Source organism: Methylobrevis albus (assembly GCF_015904235.1).
Lineage (GTDB): Bacteria > Pseudomonadota > Alphaproteobacteria > Rhizobiales > Pleomorphomonadaceae > Methylobrevis_A > Methylobrevis_A albus.
Window position 1 is genome coordinate 31,536 of sequence record NZ_JADZLT010000016.1, and the last position, 14,345, is coordinate 45,880.

At 71.0% G+C, this 14,345-nt stretch carries 12 protein-coding genes; 7 read left to right on the top strand and 5 right to left on the bottom strand.

Annotation, left to right across the window (positions count from 1 at the left end):
- Positions 1–262: 262 nt before the first annotated feature.
- Together I5731_RS00165 and aguB are read left to right on the top strand one after the other, a co-directional pair.
- Positions 263–1,294: a histone deacetylase family protein gene (locus I5731_RS00165; protein ID WP_197309331.1), complete on the top strand. Its 1,032-nt coding sequence runs from the start codon at positions 263–265 to the stop codon at positions 1,292–1,294.
- Positions 1,295–1,399: 105 nt separating this feature from the next.
- Entirely contained in the window at positions 1,400–2,275 is an 876-nt protein-coding gene (gene aguB, locus I5731_RS00170; RefSeq protein WP_197309332.1) for an N-carbamoylputrescine amidase, read from the top strand.
- Positions 2,276–2,443: 168 nt separating this feature from the next.
- Here the strand turns inward: aguB and fumC are convergent, their stop codons facing one another.
- Both fumC and I5731_RS00180 read right to left on the bottom strand, forming a co-directional pair.
- A complete protein-coding gene (gene fumC / locus I5731_RS00175; RefSeq protein WP_328837798.1) occupies positions 2,444–3,883 on the bottom strand; it encodes a class II fumarate hydratase in 1,440 nt (479 codons plus the stop codon).
- An 81-nt stretch (positions 3,884–3,964) separates the two neighbouring features.
- A complete protein-coding gene (locus I5731_RS00180) occupies positions 3,965–4,603 on the bottom strand; it encodes a TetR/AcrR family transcriptional regulator (protein ID WP_197309334.1) in 639 nt (212 codons plus the stop codon).
- A 192-nt stretch (positions 4,604–4,795) separates the two neighbouring features.
- Here I5731_RS00180 and I5731_RS00185 point away from each other — a divergent pair, with 192 nt between their 5' ends.
- The 3 genes from I5731_RS00185 (at position 4,796) to I5731_RS00195 (ending at position 8,079) form a co-directional block, all read left to right on the top strand.
- Positions 4,796–5,695, top strand: coding sequence for an EF-hand domain-containing protein (locus I5731_RS00185; protein ID WP_197309335.1), 900 nt, complete (start codon positions 4,796–4,798; stop codon positions 5,693–5,695).
- 180 nt (positions 5,696–5,875) lie between these two features.
- Entirely contained in the window at positions 5,876–6,655 is a 780-nt protein-coding gene (locus I5731_RS00190) for a response regulator (RefSeq protein ID WP_197309336.1), read from the top strand.
- Complete coding sequence (locus I5731_RS00195) at positions 6,652–8,079, top strand: ATP-binding protein (protein WP_197309337.1); 1,428 nt, start codon at positions 6,652–6,654, stop codon at positions 8,077–8,079. The genes I5731_RS00190 and I5731_RS00195 overlap by 4 nt, the downstream gene beginning before the upstream one ends.
- On the opposite strand, the gene I5731_RS00200 is transcribed toward I5731_RS00195, so the two are convergent.
- The 3 genes from I5731_RS00200 to I5731_RS00210 all read right to left on the bottom strand — a co-directional run bounded on the left by I5731_RS00200 (position 8,069) and on the right by I5731_RS00210 (position 11,158).
- Positions 8,069–8,425, bottom strand: coding sequence for a RidA family protein (locus I5731_RS00200; RefSeq protein ID WP_197309338.1), 357 nt, complete (start codon positions 8,423–8,425; stop codon positions 8,069–8,071). The two genes, I5731_RS00195 and I5731_RS00200, sit on opposite strands and share 11 nt — an antisense overlap.
- A gap of 127 nt (positions 8,426–8,552) precedes the next feature.
- Positions 8,553–9,812, bottom strand: coding sequence for a D-amino acid dehydrogenase (locus I5731_RS00205; protein ID WP_197309339.1), 1,260 nt, complete (start codon positions 9,810–9,812; stop codon positions 8,553–8,555).
- A 377-nt stretch (positions 9,813–10,189) separates the two neighbouring features.
- A complete protein-coding gene (locus I5731_RS00210; RefSeq protein WP_197309340.1) occupies positions 10,190–11,158 on the bottom strand; it encodes a LysR family transcriptional regulator in 969 nt (322 codons plus the stop codon).
- A 284-nt stretch (positions 11,159–11,442) separates the two neighbouring features.
- Between I5731_RS00210 and I5731_RS00215 the strand changes: the two genes are divergently transcribed.
- Positions 11,443–11,901, top strand: a complete 459-nt coding sequence (locus I5731_RS00215) for a (2Fe-2S)-binding protein (RefSeq protein ID WP_197309341.1) — start codon at positions 11,443–11,445, stop codon at positions 11,899–11,901.
- A 4-nt stretch (positions 11,902–11,905) separates the two neighbouring features.
- The gene (locus I5731_RS00220) at positions 11,906–14,095 is read left to right on the top strand and encodes a xanthine dehydrogenase family protein molybdopterin-binding subunit (RefSeq protein ID WP_235981449.1); all 2,190 of its coding nucleotides are present in this window, start codon (positions 11,906–11,908) and stop codon (positions 14,093–14,095) included.
- The last annotated feature ends 250 nt before the right edge of the window (positions 14,096–14,345 follow it).

The following is a 14,345-nucleotide window of genomic DNA, read 5'->3' on the forward strand; positions in this document are numbered from 1 at the left end:
GGGGGGCGGGGCCGGCGCAAGCGGCCTCACCCCTCTCCCTGTCCCTCCCCCACAAGGGGGGAGGGGACCATCAGGGCAATACAGAGTGCCTCACTGATCTTTCGTCGATACGCCGATGCTGCTGTGGCGTCGAAGCATCACCACCATCGTCCCTCCCCCCCTTGTGGGGGAGGGACAGGGAGAGGGGTAAGGCCCCACGGCACAGTCTCGCGCCGTCATCCCCCGCCCCAACCAACAAAAACCAACCCGCCACAGGACCCTCATGAAAACCTTCTATTCCGAGGCCCACCGCGGCCATGCCGGCCATTTCGAACTCGCCGGCGGACGCCTGGTGCCGTGCTTCGAGAAGCCGGTCCGGGCCGAATATGTCCGCGCCCGCGTGGAAGAGGTCGGCCTCGGGCCGGTGCTCGCGCCGAAATCCTGGTCGCTCGACGCCGCCGCCAGGGTGCACGACGCCGGCTATCTCGATTTCCTCGGCAGGGCCTGGGACATGTGGGCGGCGGAGGGCAACCACACCACGGCGCTGGCGATGACCTGGCCGGTGAGGGGCCTGCGCAACGACATCGTGCCGACCTCGATCGAAGCGATGCTCGGCTACTATTCGATGGACGCCGGCGCCGGCTTCATGCCGGGCACCTATGCCGCGATCCGCGGCTCGCTCGATTGCGCGCTGACGGCGGCAGAATGCGTCGCCGGCGGCGAGGCGGCGGCCTTCGCGCTGTGCCGCCCGCCCGGCCACCACGCCGGCTCGGCCTTCATGGGCGGCTACTGCTTCATCAACAATGCCTCGGTCGCGGCACAGTGGCTGCGCGACAACGGCGCCGCCCGCGTCGCGATCCTCGACGTCGACTACCACCACGGCAACGGCACGCAGGAGATCTTCTATGCCCGCGGCGACGTGCTGGTCTGCAACATCCACGGCGACCCCAACACCGAGTATCCGTTCTTCCTCGGCCACGTCGACGAGACCGGCACCGGGGCGGGCGAGGGCGCCAACGCCAACTATCCGCTGCCCTTCGGCACCGATTTCGAAAGCTGGGGCGCGGCGCTCGACCATGCCTGCGGCCGGATCGAGGCCTTCGGCGCCGACGTCGTCGTCGTCTCGCTCGGCGTCGACACCTTCGAGCGCGACCCGATCAGCCACTTCAAGCTGACCTCGGCCGACTATCCGAAGATCGGCGCCCGCATCGCCAAGCTCGGCCGGCCGACGCTGTTCGTGTTCGAAGGCGGCTATGCGGTCGACGAGATCGGCATCAACGCCGTCGGCGTGCTCACCGGCTTCGAGGGGCGTTAAGCCTTTCCGGGCAATGCTGCGCTGCCGCCCCGCCGCGCCATCCGGCCGCCGGGCGGCGGCACACCAAGGCCCGCAGAAGAAGGGCCGGCAACAAGGACCGCCGCCATGCGCACGATCACCCTCGCCGCCACCCAGATGGCCTGCGACTGGGACATCCCCGGCAACCTCGACCGCGCCGAGCGCCTCGTGCGGCAGGCGAAGGCGGCCGGCGCCGACGTCGTGCTGATCCAGGAGCTGTTCGCGTCGCCGTATTTCTGCCAGGAGCAGGTCCACAAGCATTTCGAGCTGGCCGCGCCGCTGGAGGGCAATCCGGTGGTGGCGCGCTTCGCAGCGCTCGCCGCCGAACTCGGCGTCGTGCTGCCGGTGAGCTTCTTCGAGCGCGCGGGCCAAGCCTTCTTCAATTCGGTGGCGATGGTCGACGCCGACGGCAGCGTGCTCGGGCTCTATCGCAAGAGCCACATTCCCGACGGGCCGGGCTACAACGAGAAGTTTTATTTCTCCCCCGGCGACACCGGCTTCAAGGTGTTCGCCACCCGCTTCGGCCGCATCGGCGTCGGCATCTGCTGGGACCAGTGGTTCCCGGAAACCGCGCGCGCGATGGCGCTGCAGGGCGCCGAGGTGCTGCTCTACCCGACCGCGATCGGCAACGAGCCACACGACACCGCCCATGATTCCAGCGGCCACTGGCAGCGCGTCATGCAGGGCCACGCCGCCGCCAACGTGATGCCCGTCGTGGCGTCGAACCGCATCGGCACCGAGATCGCCGCCAACACCAACGCCCGGCTCGATTTCTTCGGTGCGTCGTTCATCGCCGACGCGATGGGCGCCAAGGTCGCCGAGGCGGACGGCGCCTCGGAAACCGTGATCACCGCCACCTTCGACCTCGACGCCATCGCCCGCCAGCGCCGCGACTGGGGCGTCTTCCGCGACCGCCGCCCGGAACTCTACAAGCCGCTGCTGACGCTCGACGGGCGTCGGTGAGGGGGAGAGCGGCGCCGCAGAGAACATCCCTCCCCCTCGTGGGGAGGGTGGCGCCGCAGGCGCCGGGAGGGGGACGGCCTCTCCATAGCATGAGGCGATGCTGCTACCCCTCCCGACCCGGCCTCTGGCCGGGCCACCCTCCCCACAAGGGGGAGGGATTTCTCCCCCTCACGCCGACGGCCGTGTCATCTCCTCCGGCACCACGAAGCGCTCGTAGTCCTCGGCCGTCACGTAGCCCGACGCCAGCGCCGCGTCGCGCAGGGTGAGGCCGCCCGCCTGGGCGGTTTTCGCGATCTTCGCCGCCTTGTCGTAGCCGATGTGGCGGTTGAGGGCGGTCACCAGCATCAGGTTGCGGTCGAGGTTGTCCGCGATGCGGGCAAGGTTCGGTTCGATGCCGACGGCGCAGTGGTCGTTGAACGCGAGGCAGGCGTCCGAGATCAGCGCCACCGATTCCAGCACGTTGTGCACCATCACCGGCTTGTAGACGTTTAGCTGGAAGTTGCCCTGGCTGCCGGCGAAGGCGACCGCGGCGTCGTTGCCGAACACCTGCACGCAGACCATCGTCATCGCCTCGCACTGGGTCGGGTTGACCTTGCCGGGCATGATCGACGAGCCGGGCTCGTTCTCCGGGATCAGCAATTCGCCGATGCCGCAGCGCGGGCCGCTCGCCAGCCAGCGCACGTCGTTCGCCATCTTCATCAGCCCGCCGGCGAGCGTGCGCAGCGCGGCCGACGCCTGCACCAGCCCGTCGTGCGCGGAGAGCGCGAAGAACTTGTTGTCGGCCGAGCGGAACGGATGGCCGGTCAGCGCGGCGATGCGGGCCGCGGTGCGGTCGCCGAATTCGGGATGCGCGTTAAGCCCGGTGCCGACCGCCGTGCCGCCGATGGCGAGATCGCAGAGGCCGGCGACCGAGGCGCGCACCGCGGCGAGGCCGAAGTCGAGCTGCGCCACCCAGGCGCCGATCTCCTGGCCGAGCGTCACCGGCGTCGCGTCCTGCAAATGGGTGCGGCCGGTCTTGACGATGCCGGAAAACGCGTCCGCCTTGGCCGCGAGCGTGTCGCGCAGCTGCGTCACCGCCGGCACCAGCCGGCCTTCGATCTCCTCGACGGCAGCGATGTGCATCGCGGTCGGGAAGGTGTCGTTCGACGACTGGCCGCGGTTGACGTGGTCGTTCGGGTGCACCGGGCTCTTCGAGCCGACCACACCGCCGGCGAGCTCGATGGCCCGGTTGGCGATCACCTCGTTGGCGTTCATGTTCGACTGGGTGCCGGAGCCGGTCTGGAACACGACGAGCGGGAACTCGCCGTCGTGCCGGCCATCGATCACCTCGTCGGCGGCGGCGACGATCAGCCGGGCGATGTCGGGCGGGATCTCGCCGAGGTCGCCGTTCGCCTCGGCGGCGGCCCGCTTCAGCACGCCGAGCGCCCGCACCATCGGCCGGCCCCAGCGGAACCGGTCGACGCCGATCGGGAAGTTCTCGATCGAGCGCTGCGTCTGTGCCCCCCAGTAGCGATCCGCCGGGACCGCGATCTCGCCCATGGAATCGGTTTCGCGGCGCACGGCGGCTGCCGTGGCGGTGGAATCGGCGGTCGGGGTGGTGTGGGGCACGGGGCTGGCTCCTCGGGGTGGGGCGTGGCGATCGTCCCCCCGCATATCGCGGCGTAAGCCTGCCACCGCAAGGCAAAAAGCCTATTCGGCCGCCCGCAGCCCCGCCGCCGCCGGGCGGCGGGCGTGCGCGGCGAGCCCCGCCTCGGCGAGATCGGCGAGCACGGCGACGAGGGTTTCTGCCGGGATCGCGCCGCCGGGGGCGATCGGCAGCAGCCCGGGGCGGAAGGCGAGGCCCTGCGCCACCAGCCAGCGGGCGGCAAGATCCGCCTCCGCGGCCGGCACGCCGTAGGCGCCGACCACCGCCCGCGCCGCGCCGAGGAACGGCGGCTCGCGGTCGGCGACGAGCCGTGCGAGATGGCCCGACGGGCGCACGACCTCCCAGGCGAGCAGGCGCGCGAGCACCTTCGCCCCGGCGATTTCGCCGGCGCTTGGCACGACGAGGGCGGCAAGCAGCGCCTCGAGGCGCTGCCGGGCGGGAGCGCCGGCGTCGGCGAGGACGAGTTTCTCGGCCTCATAGCATTCGTCAAAGGCGTAGCCGATCACCGCCTCGTAGAGCAGTTCCTTCGAGCGGTAGTGATAGTTCACCGCCGCGACGTTGGCGGCGGCGCGCTGGCAGATCTCCTTGATCGAGCCGAATTCAAATCCTTTCGCCGCAAAGACGTCGAGGGCCGCGTCGAGCAAGCGCCAGCGGGTGCGGAAGGATGTTTTCGACACCGTCATCGGTAACGCCTCGTTCATCATGGTGAACGAAGGATTAACGGCGGCCCGGGCTGCTGCGCAACGCGCGCATTCGCACCGTTACAATTTGAAATCCGACTGGTCGTCCACTTGCGCTAGTCCTTGATGGCGCGATCGCGCCCGGCTCGCCGGACCCACCCGACGCGCCGAAACTGGCGATGAAGGACGATCGACATGAGTGTCGGTGGAATAGGCGGCTTTTCGGCCGCCAGCATGGCATCCCGCCTGCTCGGCAAGGCGGACAAGGACGGTTCGGGCGGGCTGACGCTCGATGAATTCGCGGCGACGGCGGCGTCGAAGGGCGGCAATTCCGTCCAGGCGAACGAAAAGGCCTCGGCGATCTTTTCCGCGCTCGACAGCGACGCCGACGGCGCGATCAGCGAGGGCGAGCTCGCCTCTGGCATCGAGGCCTTCGCCTCGGAGACCGCGACGGCGCTGCTCGGCGTGCAGGAGCGCGGCGCGGGCGGCCCGCCTCCGGGTGGACCGCCTCCGGGTGGTCCCCCTCCCGGTGGTCCGCCTCCGGGCGGTGCCCGCGGCGGCATGTTCGAGGAGACCGACGAGGACGAGTCGGGCACGCTGTCGCTCGAGGAATTCACCGCGACGCTGTCGGAACTCGGTGCCGACGAGGACGCGATTTCCGAGCTGTTCGCCACCATCGATGCCGACGGTGACGGCGAGATCAGCGAGGCGGAGAATTCCGCCTTCGAGGAGGAGATGCAGGCGAACCGGCCGCCGCCTCCGGGTGGTCCGGGTGGACCGCCGCGCGGCGGCGACATGAGCGGCAGTGACGCGGCGCAGCAGATCGCCGATCTGCTCGCCGCGAGCGACACGGATTCCTCCGGAACGGTCTCGCTCGAGGAACTCGCGGCGACCGGCGAAGACCTCGGGCTCTCGTCCGAGGACGTCGAGACCCTGTTCTCGGCGCTCGACACCGATGCCGACGGCGCGGTGGGCGAGGACGAGACGGCGGCCTTCGGCGAGGCGGTCTCGGCCGCCATGTCCGCGATGGCCGCCAACGCCTACGCGTCGAAGAGTTCGGTCGATCTCGTCGCCCTGTTCGACGAAGCGGCCTGACCGACCGGCCGGCGTGCCAGCCGCCGGCCGGTCCATGCCCGCGTGTCTCGGGCAACCGATGCGGCGCGGGCGGCCGGGGCGATGACGCCCGCTCCGGCCGCCGTCTGCTATGATCGTCGGCGCCGCGCCGCCGCTGCGCAAGGTGCCTGACCCGTGTCCCCGAAAAGCGTCCGAGCCGCGATGTCCGAGTCCCTGGCAATCCGCCGCCCCGAGCCGCCGCATGTTCTCGTCGTCGAGGACGACCCCGGCATCCGCGGCCTCGTCGAGGCCTTTCTCGGCGACCAGGGCTTCCGCGTCTCGGCGGTCGCCGACGGCCGGGCGATGGACGCCGCCCTGGTGCGCGGCGGCGTCGACATCATCGTGCTCGACGTCATGCTGCCGGGCGAGAGCGGCATCGCCATCTGCCGCCGGCTGCGCCGGTCCGGCGGACCGCCGATCCTGCTGCTCACGGCGCGCGGCGAGCACGCCGACCGCATCGACGGGCTGCAGTCGGGCGCCGACGACTATCTCGTGAAGCCGTTCCACCCCGGCGAACTCGCCGCCCGCATCAACGCGGTGCTGCGCCGCTGGAGCGTGCCGCCGGAGAGCGATCCGCGCGCCGTCGCCGCCGAGATCGCCGCCTACCGCTTCGAGCGCTGGACGGTCGACCTCGCCCGCCGCCAGTTGCTCGACGGCGAGGGCGTCCGCGTCACGCTGACCAGCGGCGAGTTCGACCTGCTCGCCGCCTTCTGCCGCAGCGCCGGGCGCATCCTCACGCGCGACACGCTGCTCGAGACGACGCGTCGCCGTGTCGCGGGGCCGTTCGACCGCAGCGTCGACATCATGGTGAGCCGGCTGCGCCGCAAGCTCGGCAACGACGCCGCCGGCGAGGACCTGATCACCACGGTGCGCAACGTCGGCTACCTCTTCACCGCCGCGGTGACGAGCGTGCCGGCGGACGCGCCTGCGGTCACGTCATGATCCGCGGCGCGCTGCGGCGGATCGGGGCGCGGGGCATCGGCGTCCAGATCGCGGCCTTCGTGGTGCTCGCGGTCGTGATCACCAACGCGTTGGTCTTCGGCGCCGGCCTCGCCCTCGGCCTCGCCCTCGGGCCCCCGCTGGATTTCGACGGCACGGTCGAGGATCTGTTCGCCTATGGCGGCCGCATCGCGACGGTCGCGACGCTGGTCGCCACCGCGCCGGACGCGGCCCGCCCCGCCGTCGCGGCCCGCGCCGTCGCCGAAGTCCCGGGTGTCTTCGCCGCGGCGGCGGACGACGCGCAGCAGGTGGTGCCGCTGTCGCCGGAGCGGGCGCGCAGCTTCGAGGCGCGGGTGATTCCGCGCCTCCTCGCCGCCCGGCTGGACGGGCGCGGCCTCACCTGGTGGCTGCAACCGCCCACGCAGGCCGACAGTCGTTATCCAGGGGTCGTGGTCGATTTTTCCGACGGCCTCCGCCTGCGCTTCGAGCACGCCGGCGCCGATCTGCCGCGCCCGCCGCACCGCTTCGGCGTGATCGCCTTCGGCGTCATCGCGACCATCGTGACGATCGCGCTGCTGCTCGGCTGGACCAGCCGGGCGATCAGCGCGCCGCTGGAGCGCCTCGCCGCCAGCGTCGCCGGCGGCGGCCTCGACGGTCCGCCGTTGCCGCAGGAGGGCACCGCGGAGGTGCGCCGGCTGGCGGCGGCGCTCGAGGCGATGCGCGCGGCGCAGCGCGCCATGCTCGCCGGGCGCACCGAGATGCTCGCTGCCGTCGGCCACGACCTGCGCACGCCGCTGACCCGCATGCGCCTGCGCGCCGAGGCGATCGGCGATCCCGCGCTGCGCGCCGATTTCGCCGGCGAGATCACCCGCATGGCCGATCTCACCGACAAGGCGCTCGCCTTCCTGCGCGGCGACGTCTTCGACGAGCCGTTCACGCGGATCGATGCCGCCTCGCTGATCGCCAGCCTCGTCGACGACCTGATGGATGCGCGCGGCATGGCGGCGGACGCCGGGCCGCAGGTCGACCTCGAACTGCCGCCGCGCCTCGTGGTGCGCTGCCGGCCGGAGATCCTCGCCCGCGGCGTCGGCAATCTCATCGAGAACGCGCTGAAATTCGCCGCGCACCGCGTCGTGGTGCGGCTCGCCGTCGCCGGTGAGGCCGTCGTCATCGCGATCGACGACGACGGGCCGGGCATTGCGCCCGAAGCGCGCGAGGCGCTGTTGAAGCCGTTCGCCCGCGCCGACGCCGCCCGCGGCGATCGCCGGGGCGGCTTCGGCCTCGGGCTTGCGATCGCCCGCCGCGCCGCCGAACAGCACGGCGGGCGCCTAGTGCTCGGACGGGCGTCCCTCGGCGGCCTCGGCTGCCGCATGGAACTGCCGATCGTCGAGGCCGCCGCCGATGCCCGCGCCGGGATCAGCCCTTGATCGCGATCACCTGGATCTCGACCTTCAGCGCCGGGTCGGCGAGCTTCGCCTCGATGCAGGCGCGGGCCGGACCCTGGCCTTCGGCGACCCACGGATCCCAGATCGTGTTCATCGCGGCATAGTCGGCGATGTCGGCGAGCCAGACGGTCGCCTGCACGATGGCGGTCTTGTCGGTGCCGGCCTCGGCGAGCAGGGCGTCGATGCGGGCGAGGATCTGTGCGGTCTGGCCGCGCACGTCCGCCGTCTCGTCCTCGGCCACCTGGCCGGCGAGCACCACCGCGGTGCCGGCGAGCGGATAGGTCACCATCTGGCTCATGCGGGCGTTGGTGTGGAAGCGCTGGATCATCCGGGTCGGTCCTCGTCGCTCGGGCGTCGCCGGGGTGGCACGCCTTCGGGTGGCATATCGGTACGGCCCCGGCATAGCGGGGCCGTGACGACTTGCAAAGGGCCGACGCTGCCGTGTCCGGCCGTCGTCAGCGGTAGCGCAGCGGGCTGAACGGCGCGAGGTCGATCGTCGGCGGGCGGTCCTCGACGATGTCGGCGACGAGGGCGGCCGAGCCGCAGGCCATGGTCCAGCCGAGCGTGCCGTGGCCGGCGTTGACGATCAGATTGTCGAACACCGCCTTGCCTATGATCGGCGGCCCGTCCGGCGTCATCGGCCGGAGGCCCGACCAGCGCTCGGCACCTGCGAGCGCCGCCTCGGGGATCTGCGGGAACAGCGTGCGGGCGACGTGGAACAGCGTGCCGAACCGCTTCTCCTTGCGCGACAGGTCGTAGCCGGCGAGTTCCGCCGTGCCGCCGATGCGGATGCGGCCGCCGAGCCCGGTGAGGCCGACCTTGTGCTTCTCGTCGTAGACCGTGGAGTGCGGGCCGTAGGTCTCGCTGTCGGCGGCGATGGTCAGCGAATAGCCCTTCATCGGATAGATCGGCAGGTCGAGCCCGTGCGGTGCGAGCAGGTGCTTGGTGCCGACGCCGAGCGTCGCGACCACCGCGTCGCCGGCGATCTCGCCGTCGCTGGTGTCGACCGCGACGACCCGGCCGCCGGCGGTGAGCAGCCCGCGCACCGAGGTCCCGAGCCGCACCGTCACGCCGCGGTCGGCGGCGCGCTGCAGCAGGCCGAGCGTGAACAGGCGGCAGTCGCCGGTCTGGTCGCCCGGCAGCAGCACGCCGCCGACGACGCCGGCCCGGTCGACGTCGACATTCGGCTCGAGCTGCGCGAATTCGTCCCGCGTCAGCCGGCGCGCCGGCACGCCGAGTTCGGCGAGCGCCGCGAGGTCCTTGTCATAGGCGTCCACCTCCGCCTTCGAGCGGAACGCGACGCGGGTGCCGCGCTGGCGACCGTCGTAGTCGAGCGCCTCCGCGGTGCGCAGGTCGTCGAGCCGGTCGCGGCTGAGTTCGCCGAGCCGCACCATCGCCTTCTTGGACAGCGCGTAGCGCGCCGGCGTCGCCGACATGTACATGCGCCAGAGCCAGCCGATCATCACCGGGTCCGGCAGCTTGCCGACCACCAGCGGCGAGTGCGGCCCGAGCATCCAGCGCACCGCCTTCTTGACGAGGCCGGGCGCCGCCCACGGGGCCGACAGCGCCGGCGAAATCTGGCCGGCGTTGGCATAGGACGTGCCGAGCGCCCCGCCCGACTCGCGCTCGACCAGCGTCACCTCGTGGCCGGCGACGGCCAGCGCATGGGCGGTGGTCACGCCGACGACGCCAGCACCAAGTACGATCACATGCATGCGCACCATCCGAACCGGAACACGCCGAAAGGCGCCAGGACAGCCGGCAAACCGGCGACGCTGACCCCACCATGTTTTGCCGCAGCGCGAAAGAGGGATTGCGGCGGCGTCCCGATCGCGACCGTCCCTGCGGCGGGCCGTCGCGGCCATGCCGGCCGCGCCTCACCGAAAACCGCGGGTTTCCGGGCTTAATCGTTACAATCTTTCGATGAATTGCATCACAGCCATGCATTTGCTGCATTGCACAATCGTATGGATTACTGCATATTCCCCTTGCCCTCTTTGGGCGTTTCCTCCCTAGACTTCAGACCGCCCCCGGGCGGTCTTTTTTTTGCCCGGACGCCGGAACGGCCCCGTTCTCCGCGGCTTTTCGGCGTTCAGCCCGCAGCGGCGGCCGGCTCCGCCACCGTCTTGCCGACATAGGCCGGGGCGGGCCGCATCAGGATCGCCTGCAGCCGTCCGGTCAGCCAGGCGATCGCCGGATCGTCCGCCGCCTGCGGGCTGGTGAGGATCGTGAGGTCGAAGCCCGGCACCTCGAGCGGCGGCGCCATGACTCTCAGGTCCATGAAACTCGCGAGCTTGCAGCACACCCGGCTCGGCGCGGTGATGATGGCGTCGCTGCCCGCCACGGCCGCGAAGGCCGGCATGAACTGCGGCATCACCGCCACGATCCGCCGGCTGCGACCGAGCCGCTGCAGCACCGGATCCACCGCGCCGACGCTGTCGGCGGCGGGTGACACCAGCACGTGACCGAGCGCGCAATAGCGGTCGAGGTCGAGCGTCTCGCCGATCAGCGGATTGGCCCGGCGCGCGGCGACGAGGAAGCGCTCGGGATAGAGCAGCGTCTGCCGCCCGGCGGCGGGCGAGAACGAGCCGATCGCGACATCGATCTCGCCGTCGCGCACCCCGGCCTCGGCGTCGGCGCGGCCGAGGGTGCGGAACACGAGCCGGCTTGAGGGGGCGAGTGTCGTCAGCGTCGCGAGCAGTTCGGCCCCGACCTGGGCGATCAGGCTGTCCAATGCCGAAATCGTGAACCGCCGGGTCGACGTCGCCGGATCGAAGCCCTGGCCGATCCGCACCGCCCGGCGCACCGCCGCCAGCGCGTCGCGGATCGGCTCGGCGAGCTCCAGCGCCCGCGGCGTCGGCGCCACCCCGGCCCCGCGCCGGACGAACAGCGGATCCCCGAAAATCTGCCGCAAACGCCCGACGGCGTGGCTGACCGCCGATTGGGTCAGGCCGAGATCGCGCGCCACCGCGCTCATGTTGCCCGATGCGATCAGCGCGTCGAACACGATCAGCAGGGTCATGTCGAGTCGTCTGATATGAGCGGTGTCGATGGTTCTCATGAAATGAATTCGGTTCTGTTGATAGTTCTGCGTTGATACACCTAGATTGGAACGGCTGCAAAATGCGGCTCCGGTTTCGGACCGTGCCGTTTACCTCGAGATTTGCCGTCCGGCAGGCTCGGTCCCCGGCGTCGATCCACCCGCCCGCCGTGACGGCCCGGCGGGCGACGCCGTCGCCGGTCGGCGCAGTCCGCCTTTCATCGCGTCCGCCGCCATGGCGGGCGCCGTATCGCACTACTGGCCGCACCCCCGGTTCCCCCCGACCGGGCACACGGAGACACCCGATGATCAACCTCACCATCAACGGCGTCGACATGTCGATCGATGCCGAGGAGGACACGCCCCTGCTGTGGGCGCTGCGCGACGACCTCGCGATGACCGGCACCAAGTTCGGCTGCGGCGTCGGCCTGTGCGGCGCCTGCACCGTGCATCTCGACGGCGTCGCCGTCCGCTCCTGCCAGACCAGCATCGGCGACGCCGTCGGCAGCAGCATCACCACCGTCGAGGGCCTGTCCGGCAAGGCGGCCGAGGCCGTCAAGGCGGCCTGGATCGAGGCGCAGGTCGCCCAGTGCGGCTACTGCCAGTCCGGCCAGATCATGTCGGCGACCGCGCTGCTCACCGAGACGCCGAAGCCGTCCGACGAAGACATCGAGATGGCGATGGACGGCAACGTCTGCCGCTGTGCCACCTACCAGCGCATCCGCACCGCCGTGCACCGCGCGTCCGAGCTGATGGAGGGCTGATCCGATGCTGCACCTGATGGACCATCCGATCGCCCACCGCTTCGGCGCGCGCGCCACCACCCGCCGCGGCTTCCTGAAGGTCGCCGGCGGCGCCGGTGCCGGCCTCATCGTCGGCATGATGCTGCCGGCCGGCGCGGCGCTGGCCGCGACGCCCGAGGGCGGCCCCGCCGCGTTCAACCCCTTCGTGCGCATCGCCACCGACGGCCGCGTCACCGTGCTGATCAAGCACCTCGACAAGGGCCAGGGCATCGCCACCGGCCTCGCCACCCTCGTCGCCGAGGAACTCGACGCGTCGCCCGACCAGATCGCGGTCGAGTTCGCGCCCGCCAACGCCGAGCTCTACAAGAACCTCTTCTTCGGCATCCAGGGCACCGGCGGCTCGACCTCGATCGCGAATTCCTGGGAGCAGTACCGGAAAGCCGGTGCCGCCGCCCGCGCCATGCTGGTCGAGGCCGCCGCGGCGAGCTGGGGCGTTCCGGCGTCCGAGATCACCATCTCGGCCGGCACGCTCGGCCACGGCGACCGCACCGCGAGCTTCGGCGAATTCGCCGACGCGGCGAGCGCCCTGACCCCGCCGGCCGACCCGGCGCTGAAGACCCCCGACCAGTGGGTGCTGATCGGCAAGAGCTTCCCGCGCGTCGACATCCCCAACAAGTCGTCCGGCGCGCCGAACACCTACGGCATGGACATCCACATGGATGACATGCTGGTGGTGACGTTGATCCGGCCGCCGAAGTGGGGCGCCGTGGTGCAGTCGTTCGACGCCGCCGAGGCGCTGAAGGTCAAGGGCGTCGTCGACGTGAAGTCCGGCCCGTTCGGCGTCGCGATCTTCGCCGAGAAGACCTGGCCGGCGATCAAGGCGCGCGACCTCGTCACCGTCACCTGGGACGAGGCGAACGCCGAGACCCGCGGCACCGACGCGCTGATCGCGGAATACCGCGAACTCGCCTCCACCCCGGGCCCGGTCGCCCGCGACGGCGACGCCGAGACGGCGCTCGCTTCCGCCAGCGAGGTCGTCGAGGCCGAGTATCTGTTCCCGTTCCTCGCCCACGCACCGATGGAGCCGCTCGACACGGTGATCCTCGCCGAAGAGGGCAAGGTGACGATCTGGACCGGCGCGCAGATGCCGACCGTCGACCAGATGGTCGCCGGCTCGATCCTCGGCGTCGGCCCGGAGCAGGTCACGGTGAACACTTTCTGGGCCGGCGGCTCGTTCGGCCGCCGCGCGGTCTACAACAGCGAGTACGTCGCGGAAGCCGCCCTCGTCGCCAAGGCCTGGGGCAAGCCGCAGCCGCTGAAGCTGGTCTGGACCCGCGAGGACGACATCAAGGGCGGCTACTACCGCCCGATGTACCTGCACAAGGTCCGCGCCGGCATCGCCGCCGACGGCACCGTCTCGGGCTGGGAGCACCGCATCGTCGGCCAGTCGATCTTCACCGGCACCGCCATGGAGCAGATGGTGGTGAAGGACGGCATCGACGCCGCGTCCGTCGAGGGCATCGACGACACCACCTACGACCTGCCGGGCCTGCGCGTCGAACTGCACTCGCCGAAGCTCGGCGTGCCGGTGCTCTGGTGGCGCTCGGTCGGCCACACCCACACGGCCTACGTGATGGAGACGATGATCGACGCCCTCGCGGCGAAGGCGGGCAAGGATCCGGTCGCCTTCCGGCTGGAACTGCTGAAGACCGATCCGCGCAAGGTGGCGGTGCTGAAGCTCGCCGCCGAGAAGGCCGGCTGGGACACCCCGGCGCCGGAGGGCCGCTACCGCGGCATCGCCGTGCACAAGTCGTTCAACACCTTCGTCGCCGAAGTCGCGGAAATCTCCTACGCCGACGGCGACCTGAAGGTCGAGAAGGTGGTGTGCGCGGTCGATTGCGGCATCGCGATCAACCCGGACAACATCAAGGCGCAGATCGAGGGCGGCGTCGGCTTCGGCCTCGGCGCGGTGCTGCGCAATGCGGTGACGCTGACCGACGGCGCGATCGACCAGGCGAACTTCGACACCTACGAGCCGCTGCGCATGTCCGACATGCCGCAGGTCGAGGTGCACATCGTCCCCTCCGCCGAGCCGCCGACCGGCGTCGGCGAGCCCGGCGTGCCGCCGATCGGCCCCGCGGTCGCCAACGCGATCTTCAAGGCGACCGGCAAGCACCCGCGCCACCTGCCGTTCACCATCGGCGACTTCGTCTGACGGTGTGACTTCTGGGGGTCCCGCGGCGTTGTGCCGTGGGGCCTCCCCTCCTCCCTGTCCCTCCCCCGCTTCGCAGGAGAGGGGACGCAGGAGGTTAAGGCGTCGAAACGAAGAGCGTTTCGATTCGGCGAAACGGTTGTTGGACGAAAGCCCTCTCGCCCATCGTCCCCTCTCCTGCGAAGCGGGGGAGCGACTGTGTTTCGGGTCAAGCGCTTTGCCATGGTTTCTTGTCCCGGATGATGGCGTTGAG

Excerpts from the sequence above, each read along its gene's own strand:
- I5731_RS00165 (WP_197309331.1), top strand. The coding sequence starts at position 263 with ATGAAAACCTTCTATTCCGAGGCCCACCGCGGCCATGCCGGCCATTTC.
- aguB (WP_197309332.1), top strand. The coding sequence starts at position 1,400 with ATGCGCACGATCACCCTCGCCGCCACCCAGATGGCCTGCGACTGGGAC.
- I5731_RS00180 (WP_197309334.1), bottom strand. The coding sequence starts at position 4,603 with ATGACGGTGTCGAAAACATCCTTCCGCACCCGCTGGCGCTTGCTCGAC.
- I5731_RS00185 (WP_197309335.1), top strand. The coding sequence starts at position 4,796 with ATGAGTGTCGGTGGAATAGGCGGCTTTTCGGCCGCCAGCATGGCATCC.
- I5731_RS00190 (WP_197309336.1), top strand. The coding sequence starts at position 5,876 with ATGTCCGAGTCCCTGGCAATCCGCCGCCCCGAGCCGCCGCATGTTCTC.
- I5731_RS00195 (WP_197309337.1), top strand. The coding sequence starts at position 6,652 with ATGATCCGCGGCGCGCTGCGGCGGATCGGGGCGCGGGGCATCGGCGTC.
- I5731_RS00200 (WP_197309338.1), bottom strand. The coding sequence starts at position 8,425 with ATGATCCAGCGCTTCCACACCAACGCCCGCATGAGCCAGATGGTGACC.
- I5731_RS00205 (WP_197309339.1), bottom strand. The coding sequence starts at position 9,812 with ATGCATGTGATCGTACTTGGTGCTGGCGTCGTCGGCGTGACCACCGCC.
- I5731_RS00210 (WP_197309340.1), bottom strand. The coding sequence starts at position 11,158 with ATGAGAACCATCGACACCGCTCATATCAGACGACTCGACATGACCCTG.
- I5731_RS00215 (WP_197309341.1), top strand. The coding sequence starts at position 11,443 with ATGATCAACCTCACCATCAACGGCGTCGACATGTCGATCGATGCCGAG.
- I5731_RS00220 (WP_235981449.1), top strand. The coding sequence starts at position 11,906 with ATGCTGCACCTGATGGACCATCCGATCGCCCACCGCTTCGGCGCGCGC.